Origin of the sequence: Rubrimonas cliftonensis, from assembly GCF_900107585.1 — a bacterium.
GTDB lineage: Bacteria > Pseudomonadota > Alphaproteobacteria > Rhodobacterales > Rhodobacteraceae > Rubrimonas > Rubrimonas cliftonensis.
In genome coordinates this window covers 26,975-47,731 of record NZ_FNQM01000011.1, presented here as the reverse complement: position 1 = coordinate 47,731, position 20,757 = coordinate 26,975, and the positions used below count along the sequence as shown (strand labels likewise).

17 protein-coding genes are annotated in these 20,757 nt (G+C 72.2%); 9 read left to right on the top strand and 8 right to left on the bottom strand.

Annotated features, from left to right (window positions below; genetic code table 11):
• Window positions 1-7: 7 nt before the first annotated feature.
• The gene (locus tag BLW43_RS15430) at window positions 8-1,222 is read right to left on the bottom strand and encodes an aminotransferase class V-fold PLP-dependent enzyme (RefSeq protein WP_217632200.1); all 1,215 of its coding nucleotides are present in this window, start codon (window positions 1,220-1,222) and stop codon (window positions 8-10) included.
• Window positions 1,219-2,616 (bottom strand): aminotransferase-like domain-containing protein, encoded by a 1,398-nt coding sequence (locus BLW43_RS15425; RefSeq protein WP_093254804.1) that lies wholly within the window; start codon window positions 2,614-2,616, stop codon window positions 1,219-1,221. Before BLW43_RS15425 ends, BLW43_RS15430 begins: the two co-directional genes overlap by 4 nt.
• Window positions 2,617-2,727: 111 nt before the next feature.
• On the opposite strand from BLW43_RS15425, the gene BLW43_RS15420 reads away from it, so the two are divergent.
• Window positions 2,728-2,955 (top strand): YjiS-like domain-containing protein, encoded by a 228-nt coding sequence (locus BLW43_RS15420; protein WP_093254803.1) that lies wholly within the window; start codon window positions 2,728-2,730, stop codon window positions 2,953-2,955.
• Window positions 2,956-2,961: 6 nt separating this feature from the next.
• On the opposite strand, the gene BLW43_RS15415 is transcribed toward BLW43_RS15420, so the two are convergent.
• Window positions 2,962-4,005: a Glu/Leu/Phe/Val dehydrogenase dimerization domain-containing protein gene (locus tag BLW43_RS15415; protein WP_093254801.1), complete on the bottom strand. Its 1,044-nt coding sequence runs from the start codon at window positions 4,003-4,005 to the stop codon at window positions 2,962-2,964.
• Window positions 4,006-4,227: 222 nt separating this feature from the next.
• Here BLW43_RS15415 and BLW43_RS15410 point away from each other — a divergent pair, with 222 nt between their 5' ends.
• The 7 genes from BLW43_RS15410 to BLW43_RS15380 all read left to right on the top strand — a co-directional run bounded on the left by BLW43_RS15410 (window position 4,228) and on the right by BLW43_RS15380 (window position 12,333).
• Window positions 4,228-5,403 (top strand): phosphoserine transaminase, encoded by a 1,176-nt coding sequence (locus tag BLW43_RS15410; RefSeq protein WP_093254799.1) that lies wholly within the window; start codon window positions 4,228-4,230, stop codon window positions 5,401-5,403.
• Window positions 5,404-5,531: 128 nt separating this feature from the next.
• Window positions 5,532-7,124: a phosphoglycerate dehydrogenase gene (serA, locus tag BLW43_RS15405; protein ID WP_093254798.1), complete on the top strand. Its 1,593-nt coding sequence runs from the start codon at window positions 5,532-5,534 to the stop codon at window positions 7,122-7,124.
• A 91-nt stretch (window positions 7,125-7,215) separates the two neighbouring features.
• Entirely contained in the window at window positions 7,216-8,508 is a 1,293-nt protein-coding gene (locus BLW43_RS15400) for an adenylosuccinate synthase (RefSeq protein ID WP_093254796.1), read from the top strand.
• 83 nt (window positions 8,509-8,591) lie between these two features.
• Complete coding sequence (gene sorT / locus BLW43_RS15395) at window positions 8,592-9,788, top strand: SorT family sulfite dehydrogenase catalytic subunit (protein ID WP_245731070.1); 1,197 nt, start codon at window positions 8,592-8,594, stop codon at window positions 9,786-9,788.
• A complete protein-coding gene (gene sorU / locus BLW43_RS15390) occupies window positions 9,788-10,105 on the top strand; it encodes a SorU family sulfite dehydrogenase c-type cytochrome subunit (RefSeq protein ID WP_093254794.1) in 318 nt (105 codons plus the stop codon). The genes sorT and sorU overlap by 1 nt, the downstream gene beginning before the upstream one ends.
• A gap of 112 nt (window positions 10,106-10,217) precedes the next feature.
• The gene (locus BLW43_RS15385) at window positions 10,218-11,948 is read left to right on the top strand and encodes an ATP-binding protein (RefSeq protein WP_175478941.1); all 1,731 of its coding nucleotides are present in this window, start codon (window positions 10,218-10,220) and stop codon (window positions 11,946-11,948) included.
• 4 nt (window positions 11,949-11,952) lie between these two features.
• Entirely contained in the window at window positions 11,953-12,333 is a 381-nt protein-coding gene (locus BLW43_RS15380) for a response regulator (protein WP_093254791.1), read from the top strand.
• 6 nt (window positions 12,334-12,339) lie between these two features.
• On the opposite strand, the gene BLW43_RS15375 is transcribed toward BLW43_RS15380, so the two are convergent.
• From BLW43_RS15375 to gyrA, 3 genes are all read right to left on the bottom strand, one after another.
• Complete coding sequence (locus BLW43_RS15375) at window positions 12,340-14,022, bottom strand: glycine/sarcosine N-methyltransferase (protein ID WP_093254790.1); 1,683 nt, start codon at window positions 14,020-14,022, stop codon at window positions 12,340-12,342.
• Window positions 14,023-14,266: 244 nt separating this feature from the next.
• Complete coding sequence (locus BLW43_RS15370; RefSeq protein WP_093254788.1) at window positions 14,267-14,785, bottom strand: hypothetical protein; 519 nt, start codon at window positions 14,783-14,785, stop codon at window positions 14,267-14,269.
• A gap of 87 nt (window positions 14,786-14,872) precedes the next feature.
• Window positions 14,873-17,554: a DNA gyrase subunit A gene (gene gyrA, locus BLW43_RS15365; RefSeq protein ID WP_093254932.1), complete on the bottom strand. Its 2,682-nt coding sequence runs from the start codon at window positions 17,552-17,554 to the stop codon at window positions 14,873-14,875.
• Window positions 17,555-17,852: 298 nt separating this feature from the next.
• On the opposite strand from gyrA, the gene BLW43_RS15360 reads away from it, so the two are divergent.
• Window positions 17,853-19,025, top strand: coding sequence for an MFS transporter (locus BLW43_RS15360; protein ID WP_093254786.1), 1,173 nt, complete (start codon window positions 17,853-17,855; stop codon window positions 19,023-19,025).
• A 9-nt stretch (window positions 19,026-19,034) separates the two neighbouring features.
• On the opposite strand, the gene trpD is transcribed toward BLW43_RS15360, so the two are convergent.
• The gene (gene trpD / locus BLW43_RS15355) at window positions 19,035-20,057 is read right to left on the bottom strand and encodes an anthranilate phosphoribosyltransferase (RefSeq protein ID WP_425441188.1); all 1,023 of its coding nucleotides are present in this window, start codon (window positions 20,055-20,057) and stop codon (window positions 19,035-19,037) included.
• A gap of 2 nt (window positions 20,058-20,059) precedes the next feature.
• Window positions 20,060-20,650 carry an anthranilate synthase component II gene (locus tag BLW43_RS15350; RefSeq protein ID WP_093254785.1) on the bottom strand — a complete coding sequence of 197 codons (591 nt, stop codon included), beginning with the start codon at window positions 20,648-20,650 and terminating at the stop codon, window positions 20,060-20,062.
• Window positions 20,651-20,757 lie beyond the last annotated feature (107 nt).

Sequence of the window (20,757 nt, the reverse complement as noted above, 5' to 3'; positions counted from 1 at the left end):
GCGGGCGTTACAGCGCGGCGGCGAGCGCGTCCATGAGGCGGTCGACGTCCTCGGCGTCGTTGTAGAGATGCGGCGTGATCCGGAGCGAGTCGCCGCGCCGGCTGACATGCACGCCCTTCGCCGCGAGCCGGGCCGGCAGGTCGCCCGGCGCGCCGTCGGGCAGCGTGAGCGACAGGTAGTGCGGCCCGCGCCACGCCTCGGGCGGCGGCGTCAGGCCGACGGCGCCGGCGCGCGCGGCGATGGAGCGGGTCTGCGCGGCGAGGCTCGCCTCGATGGCGGCCGGCGTCCATTCCAGCAGCTGGCGCAGCGCGGCGACGAAGGCCGGCATCAGAGCGAAATTGGCGCGCTGGCCCATGTCGAAGCGTCTCGCGCCCGGCTGGTAGCCGGCCTGGTAGTCCACCAGCCGCGAGAAATCCTCCGCGCCCGCGCGCCCGAGCCAGGTCTCCTCCAGCGGCCGCCCGTCGCGCCGGTGCGGCGCGACCCACAGGAAACCCGTCGAGTAGGGCCCCAGCAGCCATTTGTAGGCGGCGGCGACGGCGAAATCGGGCTGGATGGCGGCGAAGTCCGTGACCAGCGCACCCGCCGACTGCGTGAGGTCGAGCGCCAGCGCAGCGCCCGCCTCGCGGCAGCGGGCGCCGATGCGCGCGAGGTCGAGCCGGGCGCCGGTCGTCCACAGCACCTCCGGCAGCGCGGCGACCGCGCAGCGCTCGTCGATCGCGGCGAGAACCGCGGCGGTCGGGTCGGCGCAAGCGGCGTCGACCGCGACGACCTCGGCTCCCACCGCCTCGGCCTCGGCGCGCCAGGGATAGACGTTGGAGGGAAACTGGTCCCTTAGCGTCACGACGCGGCGACCGGGGGCCAGCGCAATGTTGCGCGCGGCCACGGCCAGCCCGTAGCTTGCGGCCGGAACCAGCGCCACGCCCTCCGCGTCCGCCCCGACAAGCGCGGCGCACAGGGCGCGCGCCTCATCCGATTCGTCGAAGAAGCTCGACGGCGGCAGGAGCCAGGGGCGCGCCTTGCGGCGGACGCCGGCCTCGCCGGCCGCGACCGCGCTGCGCATCAGCGGGCTCATGTAGGCGCAGTTGAGCCAGGCGACCTCTCGCGGCAGGTCGAAGAGTTCACGCTGGCAGGGCAGCGGCGACGGGGCGGCTGACCCGGTGGAGGCCGGCCTGGGGGAGGCCGGCCCGGGGGCGCCTGGACTGGTGGAGGCGGGCGCGCTCACGTCAGCGCCTGCGCGAGATGCGGGCCGTCCGCCAGCAGCCGTGAGAGCCGCGCGACGCCCTCGGCGAGCTGGGTCCGGCTGGCGCGGGCGCCAAGTGCGACGCGCACGAAATCCCTCCCCTGCGCGCGGCCCACCGCGTAGGCCGCGCGCGGGGCCACCAGCACGTCCTGAGCGGCGGCGGCGGCGGCGAACTCGCCCGAGCTCAGGCCCTCCGGCATCGGCAGCATGACGAAGCCCGCGGCGGGATCGATGCGCGCGCCGCATGCGCCGAGCGCCTCCGTCGCCACCTCGGCGCGGGCGCGGATCTCGGCCGCGACGCGGCGTCGGATGATCTCGGCCTCGCCGCCGTCCACCAGCGCGGCGGCCAGCCCGCTCACGAGCCAGGGCGTCTGGTGCGCGATCGCCTGATGGGCGCGCAGGGTGCGCAGCGTCTCGCCCGGCGGCGTCATGATCATGCCGGCGCGCAGGCCCGCGGCGACGCATTTGGAGAAGCTGGTGACGAGCCAGCAGCGCTCCGGCGCCAGTTCAGCGAGGCTCGGCGGCGGCGCATCGAGCAGGTGGCCGTACACGGCGTCTTCCACCAGCGCCACGTCCCGCGCCCGCGCCACGGCGACGATCTCCTCGCGACGCCGCGCCGACATCGTGGCGAGCGTCGGGTTGTGGAAGGTCGTCGTCAGCAGCACGGCGTCGGGGCGGCGGCGCGCGCAGGCGGCGTGGAGCGCGTCGGGCAGCATTCCCTCGCCGTCCATCGCGATGGGCTCCAGCTTCAGCCGCGCCGCCTCGGCGCAGTCCTTGAGGCCGGGATGCACCAGGGCCTCGGTGAAGGCGACGCCCTCGCCGTTGCGGCTGAGCGCACAGAGGGCGGCCATCACGCCCTCCTGCGCGCCGGCGGTGATGATCAGTCGCCCCGGCTCGGCCGGCGCGCCGAAGCCCTGCAGCCAGCGGGCCAGCGACGCGCGGGCGGGGGCGTCGTCCTCGGCCGTGCGGTAGTCGGTCAGCGACAGCGGAGACGGGCCCTCCATCATGCGGCGCAGGGCGGCGTTGATCTCGACATGCTGGCCGACGTCGACGGCGCGGTTGCCGCGCAGGTCGATCTTGCCGCCGGGCGAGGGCGCCAGCAGCGCGTCCAGCGCGAAGCCGCGTGGGCCCGACGCGCGGGCGAAGGTGCCGCGGCCGACGGTGGCCTCGAGCGCACCGCGCTCGGTCGCGATGCGGTAGGCCCGCGCGACGGCGCCGGGGCTCACCTTGATGTCCCAGGCGAGATCGCGCACCGGAGGCAGCCGCGCGCCGGCCTTGATCGTCCCGCGCGACACCGCGTCGACGATCTGATCGGCGAGGGCGCGGTAGATCGGGCCCGGGGCGGCGGCGATATCGGGGCGCCAGTTTGTGTCCATGACAAGATCCGGGTGGTTCGACGTTTCAGGATTGTGTATCACACTTCTGCCCGATTGGAAGTCAAATCGGGAAAATTGTATCTACCATCGATCACCGGAAGGATTCTCGCCATGTCGCGTCACGCCGCGCCCTTCGCAGACGCCGCCGCCGACCGCGCTTCGGTCGGCGACGGTCTTCGCGCCCTGCCCACCCTCGTCGCCGCGACGCTGCGCCGGTGGTCGGAGCGCAGGCGGTCGCGCCGCGCGCTTGCGCTGCTGACGCCCGAGCTTCTCCGCGACATCGGCCTCGATCGCGAAGCCGCTCTGAACGAGGCCAAAAAACCATTCTGGCTGCGCTGAGCGCGCTCAGCCCGCCGCCGGAGCGAAACGGCGGCGGGCGAGAGCGTCCGCCACTTCAGCCGGCGTCGCGCCGCTTCGGGCGCTTTCTGCGAGCACCGTCTCCAGCGTGCGGGGCAACGCTTCGAGCCGCGCCAGCGCAGCGCCCTCGTCCATGCCGAGCGGCGGCTGCGCGACGCGGATCAATCCGCCGGCGTTGACGAGATAATCGGGACAGTAGAGCGCCCCGCGGGCCGCCAGACGCCCGCCGTCGGCGGCTTCCGCAAGCTGGTTGTTCGCCGCGCCGCAGATGATCTGCGCACCGAGCGCCGGGATTGTATCGATATTGAACTCGCCGCCCATGGCGCAGGGCGCGTAGACGTCGACCTCCGCCGCAAGCGCCGCTTCGACCGGGATGACGGCGGCCCCGAAGGCGCCGGCGGCGCGCGCGGCGACGTCGTCGCGGATGTCGGCGACGGTGAGCGCCGCGCCCGCGCCGTGCAACGCCTCCGCCAGTTTCCAGCCGACCGAGCCGAGCCCCTTCACGCACACCCGCGCGCCGGCGAGGCCGCGCCCGAGCCTGAGCCGCACGGCCGCTTCCAGGCACAGGAAGACGCCGCGCGCCGTCCATGGCGAAGGGTCGCCGACGCCGCCGCGTTCGGGAGAGCGCCCCGTGACATGGGCGGTCTCGTCGGCCATCGCGTCCATGTCCGCGACCGTCGCGCCCATGTCCTCCGCGGCGATGTAGCGGCCTGAAAGGCGCTCCACGGCGCGGCCCATCGCGCGCATCATCGCCGGCGTCTTGTCGCGCGCCGGGTCGGCGAGGACCACCGACTTGCCGCCGCCGAGCGCGAGGCCCGCCAGAGCCGCCTTGTAGGTCATGCCCCGCGACAGGCGCAGCGCGTCGCGCGCGGCGTCGGCCTCATCGGCGTAGGCGTGGATGCGGCAGCCGCCGAGCGCGGGCCCCAGCGCCGTGCTGTGGACTGCGATGACGGCCCGCAGGCCGGTCGCGGCGTCGCTGGCGAAGATCACCTGCTCGTGGTCGTCGAAGTCTGGCGAGTCGAAAACATGCATGGCGACGGCTCCCTTGCGCCTCGCCCCGAGACTCCGCGCCGCGCGCCCCGGTGGCAACCGCCGATCTCGTCGCGCCGCGGCATCCGGGCGCGTGGCGTGAACCGGTGCATGTTCGCGGTTGACCGACCGCGGACCGGGGCGTAACCGAACGGCGGGCGCGTCGCCGATGAGGGCGAGCGGCGGCGGGCTCAGCGATCTCGCCCTGACGATGGAGCGCGTCCCATGACGCTTCCCCCCAAGCCGCAGGCTGCGCCTGCGCGCGCCCTGTTCTCATCCGGTCCCTGCGCCAAGCGCCCCGGCTGGTCCGCCGCGGCGGTCGGCGCCCGCGCCGAGCTCGGCCGGTCGCACCGCGCCGGCGCCGCGAAGGCCCAGCTTCTCGAAGCCATCGAGAAGACGCGGACCCTGCTGGAGATCCCCGCCGACCACCGCATCGGCATCGTGCCCGCATCCGACACCGGCGCCTACGAGATGGCGATGTGGTCGCTGCTCGGCGCGCGGCCGGTGGATGCGCTCGCCTGGGAAAGCTTCGGCGCCGGCTGGGTCACGGACGCGGTGAAGCAGCTGAAGCTCGCCGACTGCCGCGTGATGACCGCCGACTACGGCGCGCTGCCCGACCTCTCGGCGGTGCGGCCCGGGGCCGACGTGCTGTTCACCTGGAACGGCACCACTTCCGGCGCCCGCGTCCCGAACGCCGACTGGATCGCGGCGGACCGCGCGGGCCTGACGCTCTGCGACGCCACCTCGGCGGCCTTTGCGCAGTGCCTCGACTGGCCGAAGATCGACGTCGCGACCTTCTCCTGGCAGAAGGTGATGGGCGGCGAGGCGGCCCATGGCGTGCTCGTGCTCTCTCCCCGCGCCGTCGAGCGGCTGGAAAGCTTCACACCGCCCTGGCCGCTGCCGAAAATCTTCCGGCTGACCAAGGGCGGCAAGCTGATCGAGGGCGTTTTCAAGGGCGAGACGATCAACACGCCCTCGATGCTGTGCGTGGCGGATTATCTCGACGCGCTGGACTGGGGCATCGGTCTCGGCGGCGGCGCGGCGCTGCGGGCGCGGGCCGACGCGAACTTCTCCGCGCTGCAGGGATGGGTGGACGCGACGGCGTGGGTCGAGAATCTCGTCGCCGAGCCCGCCTGCCGCTCCAACACCTCAGTCTGTCTGCGGATCGTCGATCCGGCGGTCTCGGCGCTCGACGACGCCGGCCAGCGCGCCTTCGTCAAGCGGATGACGACGACGCTGGAGAAGGAGGGCGCGGCCTTCGACATCGCCGGCTATCGCGACGCCCCGCCGGGCCTGCGCGTCTGGTGCGGGGCGACGGTCGAGGCGGCGGACGTCGCCGCGCTGACGCCCTGGCTCGACTGGGCCTTCGCCGACGCCCGCGCGGCGCTCGCCGCGGCCTGAGACCCCCTCACCCCGGCCCCCTCACCCCGGCCCCCTCACCTCGGCCCTCTCCCGCAGGCGGGAGAGGGGGCGACATCTTCGCGGACGGCGCCATGACGGCCGCCCCGCGCCAGCAACAGGACTGACAAATGCCCAAGGTTCTCATCTCCGACGCGCTCTCCGACGCCGCCGTGCAGATCTTCCGCGACCGCGGCGTGGAGGTCGATTTCCAGCCCGATCTCGGCAAGGACGCGGCGCGGCTCGCCGAGGTCGTCGGCGGCTATGACGGGCTCGCGATCCGCTCCGCGACGAAGGTCACGGCGGCGATCATCGAGAAGGCCGCCAGGCTGCGCGTGATCGGCCGCGCCGGCATCGGCGTGGACAATGTCGACATCCCCGCCGCCTCGGCGCGCGGGATCGTGGTGATGAACACGCCCTTCGGCAATTCGATCACCACAGCCGAGCACGCCATCGCGATGATGTTCGCCTCCGCCCGGCAGATCCCCGCCGCCGACGCCTCCACCCGCGCCGGCAAGTGGGAGAAGTCGAAGTTCATGGGGACCGAGCTGACCGGCAAGACGCTCGGCGTCGTCGGCTGCGGCAACATCGGCGGCGTGGTGGCGACGCGCGGCGTCGGGCTGCGCATGAAGGTCGTGGCCTACGACCCCTATCTCAGCGCCGACCGCGCGAAGACGCTCGGCGTGGAGAAGATCGAGACGGTCGAGGAGCTTCTGACGCGCGCCGACGTCGTGACGCTGCACCTGCCCAAGACGGCGCAGACCGCGAACCTGCTGAACGCGGAGCGCATCGCCCTGATGAAGCCGACCGCGCGGCTGATCAACTGCGCCCGCGGCGGGCTGGTCGACGAGCAGGCGCTGGCCGACGCGCTGACGGAGGGTCGGCTCGCCGGCGCCGCCTTCGACGTGTTCTCCGAGGAGCCGGCGAAGGACAATCCGCTGTTTCACGCGCCGAACGTCGTCTGCACGCCGCATCTCGGGGCCGCCACCGCCGAGGCGCAGGAAAACGTGGCGCTTCAGGTCGCCGAGCAGATGGCGGACTACCTGATGAACGGCGCGATCCAGAACGCGCTCAACGCGCCCTCGATCACCGCCGAGGAGGCGCCGCTGCTCAAGCCATGGGTGGCGGTCTGCGAGGCGCTGGGCGCCTTCGCCGGGCAGGTGACGGAGAACGCGATCAAGGAGATCGAGATCGACTATGTCGGTGCGCCCGGCCAGCTCAACCTCAAGCCGTTGACGGCCACGGTCACGGCGGCGATGCTGAAGCCGCTGCTCGGCGAGGGCGCGGTGAACATGGTCTCCGCGCCGCTGGTGGCCAAGGAGCGCGGCGTCGCCATCTCCGAGACGCGGCGCGACGCGCAAGGCGCCTTCGGCTCCTATGTGCGGCTGACGGTGGTGACGGAGAAGCAGACGCGCAGCGTCGCCGCGACGGTGTTCTCCGACGGCAAGCCGCGCTTCATCCAGATCAAGGGCATCGATCTGGAGGCCGAGCCGCAGCCCTTCATGCTCTACACCACCAACGAGGACACGCCCGGCTACATCGGCGCGCTGGGGGCGAAGCTCGGGGCGCTCGGCGTCAACATCGCCACCTTCGCGCTGGGCCGCGCGAGCAAGGGCGGGGAGGCGATCGCGCTGATGGGGGTGGACGAGGAGGTGCCGGCGGCGGCGCTGGCGGAGATCGTGGCGCTGCCGCAGGTGCGGCAGGCCAAGGCGCTGCGGTTCTGAACAGGCGCCGCAGGCGAAGACCGCGCCGGGCGCGCACTTCCGGCGCGGGCCCGGCGCTGGTAGCGTCCTCACGCATATCGAGGGGAAACGCATGGCCAACGTCGCGGTGATCGGCGCCCAGTGGGGCGACGAGGGTAAGGGCAAGCTGGTCGACTGGCTCAGCGAGCGCGCCGATGTCATCGTCCGCTTCCAGGGCGGCCACAACGCCGGGCACACGCTGGTCATCGGCGGCGTGACCTACAAGCTGTCGCTGCTGCCGTCGGGCATCGTCCGGCCCGGCAAGCTGTCGGTGATCGGCAACGGCGTGGTGCTCGACCCCTGGGCGCTGGTGGCGGAGATCGACAAGCTGCGCGGGCAGGGCGTCGAGATCTCGCCCGAGACGCTGATGATCGCCGAGAACGCCCCGCTGATCCTGCCCGTCCATGGCGAACTCGACCGCGCGCGGGAGACGGCGAACACCGTGGCGCGCATCGGCACCACGGGGCGCGGCATCGGCCCGGCCTATGAGGACAAGGTTGGGCGGCGCACCGTGCGCGTGGCGGACCTCGCCGACGACGCGACGCTCGAGCTCAGGCTCGACCGCCTGCTCGTGCATCACGACGCGCTGCGCCGGGGGCTCGGTCTCGACCCGGTGGACCGCGCGGCGCTCACCGCGGCGCTGAAGGAGGTGCGCGAGCACATCCTGCCCTACGCCGCGCCGGTCTGGCGGGTGCTGGCGGAGAAGCGCCGCGCGGGCAGGCGCATCCTGTTCGAGGGCGCGCAGGGCGCGCTGCTCGACGTGGATTTCGGCACCTATCCGTTCGTGACCTCCTCCAACACGCTGGCCGGCGCGGCGGCGGCGGGGTCCGGCATCGGGCCGGACGCGATCAACTTCGTGCTCGGCATCGTCAAGGCCTACACCACCCGCGTCGGCGAGGGGCCGTTCCCGACCGAGCTGCACGACGCGATCGGCCAGCGCCTCGGCGAGCGGGGCCGCGAGTTCGGCACGGTGACGGGGCGCAAGCGCCGCTGCGGCTGGTTCGACGCGGCGCTCGTGCGCCAGACCTGCGCCGTCTCGGGCGTGAAGGGCGTCGCGCTCACCAAGCTCGACGTGCTCGACGGACTTGAGGAGCTGAAGATCTGCACCGGCTACCGGCTGGACGGGCGCGAACTCGACTACCTGCCCACCGCCGCCGACCTGCAGGCCCGCGTCGAGCCGATCTACGAGACGTTGCCCGGCTGGTCGGAGAGCACCTTCGAGGCGCGGCGCTGGCTCGACCTGCCCGCCGAGGCGATCAAGTACGTCAAGCGCGTCGAGGAGCTGATCGGCGCGCCGGTGGCTCTGCTCTCCACCAGCCCCGAGCGCGACGACACCATTCTCGTGACGGACCCTTTCGCGGACTGATTTTCCTTTGTCATCGCCGGCCTGCGACATATTCTCTCTCTCGACGCCGAGCTAATCGGCGCGACGCGATGGGAGGATACGCGATGATGGAACCTCGGTTCAGCCGACGTGGATTTCTTGTGGGCGCCGGAGGCGCGACGGCGCTCGGCGCCGGCGGCGTGGCGTTCGACGGCGCCCATGCGCCGGCCGCGGCGCAGGAGGGCGGCCTGCCCGACTATGCCGCATGGAAGGACGCCGACGCGCTCATCATCCACTCCAGGAACACCATGGAGACGAAGCGGGGCGCGGTCGGATCCGGCGGACTGACGGCGTCGGACCGGCTTTTCATCCGCAACAACCTGCCGTCGCCGGACGCTTCGATCACCGCCGACCCCGACGCGTGGGAGATCGCGATCGAGGGCGTGGCGCGGCCGGGGACGATGACGCTGGGCCAGCTCAAGCGGCTCGGCGTGACGTCCGAGGCGTCTGTGCTGCAGTGCTCCGGCAACGGCCGCGGCTTCTTCACGCACGGCGCCAGCGGGTCGCAGTGGCTCACGGGCGCGGCGGGCTGCGTGATCTGGACGGGCGTGCCGGTCGCCGCGATCGTCGAGGCGATGGGCGGCCCGGCCGAAGGCGCCACCCTGATGACGTCCACCGGCGGCGAGACCCTGCCCGACGGCGTGGACCCCGCCTCGATCATGGTGGAGCGTTCCGTGCCGATCGCCGCGCACGCGCATGCGATGATCGCTTTCGAGATGAACGGCGCGCCGCTTCCGCTGACCCATGGCGGCCCGGCGCGCGTGGTGATCCCAGGCTATTACGGCGTGAACAACGTCAAGTACGTCAAGCGGCTGGCCTTCGGAACGCAGGAGAGCGGCGCCAAGATCCAGACCTCGGGCTATCGCGTGCGTCCGGTGGGCGAGGGCGGCGCCGCCTCCCAGCCGTCGATGTGGGACATGACGGTGAAATCGTGGGTCACGCATCCGCTGACCGACCCCGGTTCGGGCCGGGTGCAGATCCATGGCGTCGCCTTCGCGGGGCCGGAGCGCGCATCGGGCGTGGCGGTCTCGCTCGACGGGGGGCAAAGCTGGGAGCAGGCCCGCTTCTACGGACCCGACCTCGGGCGCTTCGCGTGGCGCAGCTTCGTGATGGAGGCCGATCTGGCGCCGGGCGTCTACGCCGTGGCGAGCAGGGCGACCGCCGAGGGCGGCTCCGTCCAGCCGGAGGACTTCCCGCCCAACGAGCGGGGCTACGGCCATAACGGCTGGCGCGCGCACGCCGTCGAACTGACGGTCGCGTGATGCCGCGGCCCGTTGCGGCGATGGCGGCGGGGCTTGCGGTGGCCGCAGGCGTCGCCATGGCCGACGACCTCGCCGAGGGCCGCCGCCTGTTCGTGGAGGGGACGGAGCCGGCCTGCGCCATCTGCCACAGCCTCGCCGATGCGGGGGCGGAGGGCGAGATCGGGCCCAGTCTCGATGAACTCAGGCCGGACGCCGCCCGGGTGGCCCGGGCGGTGCGCGGCGGCGTGGGGGTGATGCCGGCGTTCCAGGAGACGCTGAGCGAGGACCAGATCGCCGCCATCGCCGCCTATGTCGCGCGGGCCGCCGGCGGCGGATGACCATGGGGGCAGCGCGGGAAAATCGCGGGCGGGCGCGCGCAGGCCCGCCCTGTTAGGGCGGCGCTAACGGGCGGGGCGCAACGTCGCCCCCATGGTTACAGTAGCCCCGACCATGTCCTGCGGGTCCGTCCCGTCACAGCGTCCGCCCAGTTCGCTGGGCTATGTCGCCGCCATGCTGTCCATGGCCGCATTCGACGCCGTGATGACCGCGATCTTCGCCGTCGTGTCGGGCCGCCCCGAGGCGATGTTTGCGCGCGCGCCCGAGATGGCGCTGTTTCTGGTGGTGCTGACGCTCGCAGGCGCGCGCGGCATCTACGGTCCGGTTGCGCTCTGCGCGGCCGGGCGCGGCGATCCGGCGGCGGCGGCCAGTCGCCTCACGCGACTGGCCAGGGATTCGGCCTTCTGGGCTCTCTTCACCGGCGGGCTCTTCTCGATATGGGCGTTCATCGTCGCGCCCATCATGCTGTTCGACGCGCCGCCGACATCGGACGTTCTGGCGCTGCTGTTTTCGCGGGCGCTGGTCTGGATCGTGCTGCTGCCGTTCCTCGTCTATTTTCTGGTGCATGACCATGCGAGGCTCATGCTGCGGTGGATCTTCGAGACCTACGGCGTGACGGCGCCGCCCGGCGACGTGCGCCTCGGGGGCAAGCTGGCGCTGATCCTCGGCGCGGGGGCCGTGGCTCCGGGTCTCGCGGTGGCCGCCACGATGGCGTTCGTGCCCCCGGTCTCGCCGATCACGGGCCTGCCGCGCGAGACCATCGTGCTGGTGACGCTGCTCGGCGGCGCCGTCGCGCTGTCGGTCGCCTTCTGGAGCGTCGAGCGCGCCATGAGCGAGAGCGTGCGCTCGCTGACGGACGCGCTGGATGCGATCCGCGCCGGCGACGTGGCGCCCCGCCTCGCCGTCGAGACCGACGACGAGCTCGGCAAGCTCAGCGCCGGCGTCAACGCGCTGGCCGCTGCGCTGGAGGAAAGCCGCAGCGCGGAGTCCCGCAGCGCCGCCGAACGCGCGGAGGCCGCCACGATGTTTCACGAGGCGCAGAAGCAGTCGGCGCTCGGCCAGCTCGCCGCCGGCGTCGCGCATGACTTCAACAACATCCTGACCATCGTGCTGGGCTACACGCAGTCGGCGCGCAAGCGCATGGGCGAGGAGGATCCCTCCCGCAAGCGGCTTGGCGAGGTTCTGTCCGCGGCCGAGCGCGGCCGGGCGCTCATCGCGCAGATCCTCGCCTTCGCCCGCGCCGGGTCTCCCGACCGCAAGCCGGTCGATCTGTCCGCCTGCGTCGGCGAGAGCGTCGAGTGGCTCCGGGCGACCCTCGGCGCGGCCTATCCGATCCGCTTCTCGACGCCGGACACGCCGGCCGTCATTCTTGGAGAGCCCGCCTCGGTCCACCAGATCGTCGCCAACCTCTGCATCAACGCGTCGCACGCGATGGCCGGCGGCGGCCGCCTCGACGTGTGGATCGACACGCTCGACATCGACGGCGGCCGCGCCGAGGGCCTGTCGCGCCGCGGTCTGCCGAAGGGGCCGGAACTCCTTGTCGAGGCGACGCCCGAGGGCGGCGCCAGGGCCTGGGTCGGCGTTCTGCACCCCGGGCCGCACGCCCGCCTGACTGTCGCCGATGTCGGCAAGGGGATGGACGCGGCCACGCTCCGCCGCGTCTTCGAGCCCTATTTCACGACCAAGGCCGTTGGCGAGGGCTCCGGGCTCGGCCTCGCCGCCGTGCACGGGGTCGTCAGCGGATGGGCCGGCGCCATCGCGGTGCAGACCATGCCGGCCCCCGCGGACGGGCATGGAACCCGCTTCGAGGTATTTCTGCCCCTAGCACCCGCTTCCGGAGACTGACGCCATGGCGCATGTTCTGCTGATCGACGACGAACCGGCCATCGGCGCGCTTTTCGCCGAGGCGCTCGAGGAGGCCGGCCACCGCGTCGACGTCGCCAGCGACGGCCGGGTGGTCCACGGCAAGGGCGCCACCGATCACTACGACGTGGTCGTGACGGACCTCATGATGCCGAACGTCGACGGGCTCGAGGTCATCCGCATCGTGGCGATGGCCAATCCGCGCGCCCGAATCCTTGCGGTGTCGGGCGGCGGCGCCTTCGTGAGCGCCGACTACCTGCCCATCGCGAAGGAGCTCGGCGCCCATGTCGTGCTCTACAAGCCGATCCTGCCCGATGATCTCGTGCAGGAGGTGGCGCGGCAGCTCGACGCCGCCGCGCGGGCGTGACCGGCCCTAGGCCGGCTTGCGCAGACGCATGACGCCCCAGACGAGCGCGCCCTCGTCGGCCGCCCTGACCCATGCGGCCAGCCCCGCCTGCATCCCGTCGAGATAGGCGGGGGAGGCGTTCTCCAGCAGCGCCGCGCGGCGGGCCTGCATCTCCTCCGCCACCCGCGCGTAGTGGGTGCGCAGGTTCCCGGTCATCTCGTCGAAACCGACCACCTCGAAGCCCGCGGCGCGGGCGGCCTCGGCGTAGAAGCGCGGCGAGGCGAGCGAGTTGAGCCCCAGCCGGTCGTAGACCTGCTTCAGCGCGGCGGGGTCGGCGTCGTCGGCCTGCATCGGGTCGGTGAAGACGAACTCGCCGCCCGGCCGCAGCACCCGGAACGCCTCGGCCAGAACCTGCTCGCGCGCGTCGGAGTGCAGGATGGCGTCCTGGCTCCAGGCCGCGTCGAAGGTCGCGTCGCGTTCGGGGATCTCCTCGAAGGCGCCGTGCACCACGGCGATGCGGTCCGCCAGCCCGGCCTGACGGCTCTTGTAGCGGTTGGCGTCGTTCTGCACGTCGGAGATGTTGAGGCAGGTGACATGGCAGCCGAACCGCCGCGCGAGCCGCCGGGCCGAGCCGCCATAGCCGGCGCCGAGGTCGATGACGCGATGCCGGTCGTCCAGCTTCGGCAGCAGCGCGGCCATGCGGTCGACCGTCTCGGCGGAGGCGGTCTTCACATCCTGCGTCTGCTCGTAGCAGCCGATGTGCAGATCCTCGCCGCCCCAGATCATCGAGTAGAAGGCGTCGGCGTCCTCGCTGTCGTAATAGGCCTCCGCCGCCTCGCGGATGTCGCTCTGGCCGGGCGCCAGCGTCGCGCCGCCCCATTTGCGCAGGTGCAACGAGGATTTCTCGGCGATGTGGATGAAGAAATCCGGCTCCGCCTCCTGATACGTCTCCTGAAAGTCGCCATAGGTGCGGATGCGCTCGAAGCCGGCCTCCTTCAGCAGCCGCCGCACATAGTTCTTGCGGATCGGGCAGAGGTTGAGCGTGTACTCGGAGTTGTCGGGAAAGGTGTACTTGAAGCGGCAGAGCCCTTCGTCGATGTGCTCCGGCTCGGCGGAGACGCGGTCGCCGCAGTAGTAGAACTTGTGCTTCGTGGAGAAGCCCTGGTCGAGGATCATGTCATAGTTGCGCTGGTCGAGGATCAGCATGCCGTCATGCTTCAGCGCGGCGTAGAACTCCGCCAGCGCACGGCGGCGGTCCATCTCGTCGTGCAGGTGGGTGAACGAGTTGCCGAGGCAGATGATCGCGTCGTACTTGCCCTGGATGTCGCGGTTGAGCCACCGCCAGTCGGCCTGGACGGTCTTGAGGATGAGCCCGCGGCGCTGCCCGTTCTCGAAGGCCTTGCCGAGCATCGCCGCCGAGCCGTCGCCCGAGGTCACGTTGAAGCCGGCCTCGATCAGCCGCACCGAATGGAAACCGGTGCCGGTGGCGACGTCGAGCACCGTCTCCTTCCCCCGCGCGCGCAGGATGTCCATGAAGAACTGGCCCTCGCTCTTGGCGCGGGCGGTCCAGTCGATCAGCTCGTCCCACTTCTCGACGAAGCTCTTGACGTACTCGCCACGGTAGAGGTCGGTCTCGCGGTCTTCGATCGGATTGTCGCCGTAGGTCTGTTCTTCCAGCAGAAGTTCGGCGTTGGCGGTCGTGTTCGTCATCTGGCGTCTCCGCATGGCGCCGCCGCGGCGGCGGGATCGCCGCGCGACAGACTGGTGTCAGGAGCCGGCGCTGCCGGCTGCGGGAGGCGTCCCGCAGGAGATGCAGGCGGTTCTCGCGCGCAGTCCCGCGCCTGCGGGCGCTTCACGCCCGCTTTCACCCATTGTTCGGGCGACCTGCACGAATGCTTTTACCCTGCACAAACCTCGATAACAGGCTTGACAGACGATTAATGCGGCCGAGGCGTCATGGCATCCTGGGCTGGGCGACGGCCTCGGCGGCGGCCAGCGCGTCTTGCGAGCTCAGGTTCGGGCCTGCGGGATCCTGCGCGACTGCGGTGATGACGCTGCGCACCGCGGCCATCTGATCGGCATGGCCGAGCCAGTCCAGCGCGGCGGCGAGGTCGTCGGTGACGAGAAAGGCCACGTCGCCGTCCCGCCGGTCGCCCCAGAGCGCGGCATAGGCCGTGGCGAGTTCGCGCGTGCGCGGATTGTTCGCGACGACTGCGGCGCGGAACGACAGCATGTCGCGCCCCGCCAGTTCGGCCGCGCGCACGCGCTCCTGCAGCCTGAGCATGGCGTGGAAGCTCATGGACTGGCCGCGGGTGTCGGGCAGGAACACGTTCACCGTGTCCATCCCCGGCCGATAGCGCCCGGAGACGATGGCTTCGTCGAAGCCGTCGATGATGTCCTGATAGGTGAGATCGCCGAACGCGACCCCGACCTCCAGTGCGCCGCCAGGCAGAGGTCTGAGCGTGAACGGCATGCTGCGCTCCAAAAAACTGTGAAGCGCAAGTCTAGCAGAGAATGCGGGGCGGCGGAATTGCGCCGCCCCGCCGCGTTCGGCGCGGACCTACTCCCCGCCCTCGTCCACGATCAGCGCGACGCTGACAACGCGCTCGCCGGGCGCGGTGTTGAGCACCCGCACGCCGCGCGCCGCCCTGCTGCTCATCGAGACGTCGGAGACCGGGCACCTGATCGACTGTCCGGCGTCCGTCACCAGCATGATCTGGTCGTCCTCGCCGCAGGGCCACGCTGCGACCACGCGCGCGTCGGCGCGGTCGGGGTCGCTGGCGCGGGGGCTCAGATTGGCCGCCGCGACACCCATGCCGCCGCGTCCACGCAGCGGGAACTCGTGGCTGGAGGTGCGCTTGCCGAGGCCCTTGCTGGTGACGGTGAGGATCACGTCCTCCGCCGCGCTCATCTCGGCGTAGCGCGCCTGGCTGAGCGCGATGTCGGCCACCGCCTCCTCGCCCTCGGCGTCGGCTTCGGCTTCGGCTTCGGCGGCGGGATCCTCCTCCTCGCCCTCGCCGGAGACGGCGCGGCGCATCTTGAGATAGGCCTGACGCTCCTCCGCCGTCGCCTCGAAGTGGCGGATCACGGCCATCGACACCACTTCGTCGTCGCCGGACAGGCGCACGCCGCGCACGCCCGTGCTGTCGCGCCCTGCGAACACCCGCACGTCGGTCACGCGGAAGCGGATGGCGCGGCCCTGCGCGGTGGAGAGCAGCAAGTCGTGGTTCTCGTCGCAGATGCGGGCGCCGATCAGGCGCGTCTGCGCGTCCTCGCCCTCGAACTTCATCGCGATCTTGCCGTTGCGCTTCACGTTGGTGAAGTCGCTGAGCAGGTTGCGCCGCGCGCCGCCCTTCGAGGTGGCGAAGACGATCTGCAGCTTGTCCCACTCGTCCTCGGGCTTGTCGACCGGCGTGACGGAGGCGATGCCGACGCCGGGCGCCACCGGCAGCACGTTGACCAGCGGGCGGCCGCGTGTGGTGCGCCCGCCGATCGGCAGCCGCCAGGTCTTGAGCTGGTAGACCATGCCGTCGGTGGTGAAGAACAGGATCGGCGTGTGGGTGTTGGCGACGAAGAGGGTGGTGACGAAGTCCTCCTCCTTCATCGTCATGCCGCCGAGGCCCTTGCCGCCGCGCGCCTGCGCCCGGTACTCCGCCAGCGGCGTGCGCTTGACGTAGCCGCCATGGGTGACGGTCACGACCATGTCCTCGCGCTCGATCAGGTCCTCGTCGTCGAGGTCGCCGTCGAACTCGATGATCTCGGTCTTGCGCGGGGTGCCGAACAGGGTCTTCACCTCGGTCAGCTCGTCGGAGATGATCTGCATGATCCGCGGGCGCGAGCGCAGGATGTCGAGGTAGTCGGCGATCTTCGCGGCCAGCTCCTCCAGCTCGTCGGTGACTTCCTTGACGCCGAGCGCGGTGAGGCGCTGGAGCCGCAGCTCCAGGATCGCGCGGGCCTGCGCCTCGGAGAGGTTGTAGGTGCCGTCCTCGTTCAGCCGGTGCAGCGGGTCGTCGATCAGCGCAAGGTAGCCTGCGATGGCGCGGGCCGGCCAGCGGCGCTCCATCAGCTTGGAACGCGCCTCCGCGGCGTCGGCCGAGGCCCGGATGGTGGCCACCACCTCGTCGACGTTCTCCACCGCCACGGCGAGGCCGCACAACACATGCGCCCGCTCGCGCGCCTTGCGCAGCTCGAAGGCCGTGCGCCGGGCCACCGCGTCCTCGCGGAAGCGCAGGAACGCCGAGAGCATCCGGCTCAGCTCCATCTGCTCCGGCCGGCCGCCGTTCAGCGCCAGCATGTTGCAGCCGAAGGAGGTCTGCATCGGCGTGAAGCGGTAGAGCTGGTTGAGCACCACGTCCGGCGTGGCGTCGCGCTTCAGCTCGATGACAACGCGCACGCCGAAGCGGTCGCTCTCGTCCTGCACATGGGCGATGCCCTCGATCTTCTTGTCGCGGGCGAGTTCGGCGATCTTCTCCACCAGCGTCGCCTTGTTCACCTGGAACGGCGTCTCCTCGATGATGATTGCGTAGCGGTCCTTGCGCAGCTCCTCGACCCTGGTTCTGGCGCGCATGATCACCGAGCCGCGCCCGGTGAGATAGGCCGAGCGCGCGCCGGAGCGGCCGAGGATCAGCGCGCCGGTCGGGAAGTCGGGCGCCGGGACGTATTGCATCAGCTCCGCCGAGCTCAGGTCGGGGTTCTCGATCAGCGCGAGGCAGGCGTCGATCACCTCGCCGAGATTGTGCGGCGGGATGTTGGTGGCCATGCCCACGGCGATGCCGCCGGCGCCGTTCACCAGCAGGTTCGGGAAGCGCGCGGGCATCACGACGGGCTCGCGGTCCTGCCCGTCGTAGTTGGGCTGGAAGTCCACCGTCTCCTTGTCGAGATCGGCGAGCAGGAACGACGCGCTGCGCGCCATGCGCACTTCGGTGTAGCGCATCGCCGCCGGCGGGTCGGCGTCCATCGAGCCGAAATTGCCCTGACCGTCGAGCAGCGGCAGGCGCATGGAGAAATCCTGCGCCATGCGCACCAGCGCGTCGTAAACCGACTGGTCGCCGTGCGGGTGGTATTTGCCGATCACGTCGCCGACGACCCGGGCGGACTTGCGATAGGGCTTGTCGTGGGTGAAGCCGTTCTGGTGCATCGAGAACAGGATGCGGCGATGCACGGGCTTCAGGCCGTCGCGCAGGTCTGGGATGGCGCGGCTGACCACGACGCTCATGGCGTAGTCGAGGTAGCTGCGGCGCATCTCGTCCTCGATCGAGATCGAGGGGCCGCGGGGGGCTGCGGCGGGCGCCGGCGCGTCGTCTCCCGGCGGCGGCGACCCTGCGCCGTTGTCGTCGTTCTCGCTCAAGCCTGCGCCTCCATCCGGGCTGTCTCACGCCCGCGCGCCACTGTAAGGCTCAGGGCGCCGGGCGGCAATCGCGGGCGGCCGCGCCGGCTGGCGCGTTGGCGCCTCCGAGGGGGAAGAATGCGATGATCCGGCACGGTTTCGCGCCGACAGGGGCGGCGTCGGACACGGCGCCGGCGGCGGGGCGCGCGGCGCGATGACCGCGGCCGCCGCCGCGCGCCGTCGCGCCGCGCTCGGGCTGGGGCTGACGCAGACGCTGGCCTGGGGCGCGAGCTACTACCTGCCGGCGATCCTCGCCGCGCCGATGGCGCGCGACCTCGGCGTGAGCACGCCCACCGTCTTCGCCGCCTTCTCCGTCGCGCTGCTGCTCACCGCGGCGCTGGGCCCGGCGGTCGGGCGCTGGATCGACCGGCGCGGCGGCCGTCCGGCGCTGACGGCCTCCAACCTCATCTTCGCCGCCGGGCTGGTGGGGCTGGCGCTGGCGCAGGGGCCCGCCACGCTCTTCGCCGCATGGCTGGTGATGGGACTGGGGATGGCGACGGGCCTCTACGAGGCGGCCTTCGCGGCGCTCGCGGCGGCTTTCGGGCGCGAGGCGCGCGGGCCGATCACCGGCGTGGCGCTGATCGCGGGCTTCGCCTCCACGGTCTGCTGGCCGGCGAGCGCGTGGATGGAGGCCGAGTTCGGCTGGCGCGGGGCCTGTCTGGTCTGGGCGGCGCTGCATCTGGTCTTTGCGCTGCCGCTCAACCGCCTGCTCGCCCCGCCCCGCGCCGCCCCGAAGGCGCGCGCGTCCGACGCGTCCGACGCGTCCGCCGCGCCGCCGGCGGCCGACGCGGCGTGGACGTCCGCCGCGCTCGCCTTCGTCTTCGCCGCGACGTGGATCGTCAGCGTCGGGCTGGCCGCGCATCTGCCCCGCCTGCTGGAGGAGGCCGGCGCGACGCCCGCCGCAGCACTCGCCGCGGCGGCGCTCGTGGGGCCGGCGCAGGTGGGGGCGCGGCTGCTGGAGTTCGGCCTGATGCGGCGGATGAACCCGCTCGTCTCGGCGCGGCTGGCCTGCCTCGCGCACCCGCTCGGCGCGGCTGCGCTGGCGGCGCTGGGCGCGCCCGCCGCGGCGGCGCTGACGGTCCTGCACGGCGCGGGAAACGGCGTCATGACCATCGCCAAGGGAACGCTGCCGCTCGCGCTGTTCGGCCCCGAGGGCTACGGGCGGCGCACCGGGCTGCTGATGGCGCCGGCGCGGCTGGGCCAGGCGGCGGCGCCGCTGGGCTTCGCGCTGCTGATCGACGCGTGGGGCGCGTGGACCTTCGCCGTCACGTCGGGGCTGATGTTCGCCGGCTTCGTCGTACTGATGGCGCTCGGCCCCCGCCGCTGAGGCGCTTCGTCACGCGCCGGACGTGACGCGCGCCAGGGTCTCGGCCGCGATGCGCGCGCGGCCGCTGTCGATGGCCTCGGCGGCGAGCGCCGCGCCCTCCTTGAGGTCGGCGGCGCGGTCGGCGACCATCAGCGCCGCCGCGGCGTTGAGCACCGCCGCGTCGCGGTAGGCGCCCGGCGCCCCGTCGAGCAGCGCCCGCAGCGCGACGCCGTTCTCCTTCGGGCTGCCGCCCAGCACCGCCTCGAAGGGGTGGACCGGCAGGCCCGCGAGTTCCGGCGACACCTCGAAATCCTCGATCACGCCGTCCGAGAGCGACACGACATGCGACGGCCCGGAGATGGAGATCTCGTCGGTCCCGTCAGCGCCGTGCACCAGCCACGCCTTGATCGAGCCGAGCGCGCGCAGCGTCTCGGCCATCGGCCGCAGCAGCGACAGCGCGAAGGCGCCGGTGAGCTGGCGCTCCACGCCCGCCGGGTTCGTCAGCGGCCCGAGGATGTTGAAGATGGTCCGCGCGCCCAGCTCCACCCGCACCGGCTGGACGTGGCGCATCGCCGGGTGGTGCATCGGCGCCATCATGAAGCCGATGCCGGCCTCGGCGATGGCCTGCTCGACCACCTCGGGCGGCGCGGCGAGATTCACGCCGATCTCCGACAGCGCGTCCGCCGCGCCGGCCTTGCTGGAGAGCGCCTTGTTGCCGTGCTTGGCCACGGACGCGCCGGCGCCGGCTGCGATGAAGGCCGCGGCGGTCGAGATGTTGAGCGTGCCCTTGCCGTCGCCCCCGGTGCCGACGATGTCGATGGCGCCGGCGGGCGCCTTCACCTTCACGCAGCGCGCGCGCATCACGCTGGCGGCGGCGGCGTATTCGTCGACCACCTCGCCGCGCCCCCGCAGCGCCATGAGGAAACCGGCGATCTGCACCGGCGTCGCTTCGCCGGCCATGATGATCTCGAAAGCGGCCTCGGCCTCCTCGCGCGTCAGCGGCCCCAGCGCCGCCTGGCCGATCAGCGCGCGCATGTCCTTGATCTCGCCCATGCTCACGCCGCCGCCGCCCGCCGCACGCCGGCCAGCGCGAGGAAATTCGCCAGGAGCGCGCGCCCTTGCTCCGAGGCGATCGATTCGGGGTGGAACTGGACGCCGTGGATCGGCAGGTCGCGATGCGCGAGGCCCATGATCACGCCGCTCTGTGTCTCGGCGGTGACGCGCAGGCAGTCGGGCAGGGTCGCGCGCTCGACGTCTAGGCTGTGGTAGCGCGTCACGCGGAAATCCTGCGGCAGCCCGTCGAAAAGGCCGGTCCCGTCGTGGCGGATGGCGCTGAGCTTGCCGTGCAGCGTCTCGGCGCAGCGCACGACGCGCCCGCCGAAGGCCTGCCCGATCGCCTGATGGCCAAGGCAGACGCCCATCAGCGGCACGCGCCCCGCGCTCTCGCGGATGAGGTCGAGGCATATCCCGGCGCGGTCGGGGTCGCAGGGACCGGGCGAGAGCAGGATCGCCTCGGGGCCAAGCGCCATCGCCTCCGCCGCGGTGAGCGCGTCGTTGCGGCGCACGACCACCTCGGCCCCCAGCTCGCCGAGATAGTGGGCGAGGTTCCAGGTGAAGCTGTCGTAGTTGTCGATCAGCAATAGCATCGGCGAAGCTCCAGCGACGTCCGCCCCGCGCGCGCTGGCCACGCGGCGATGCGCCGGGGTGCGCCGGGCCATTTCGCCGAACCGCCCCCGGACGGATCGTCCGGCAT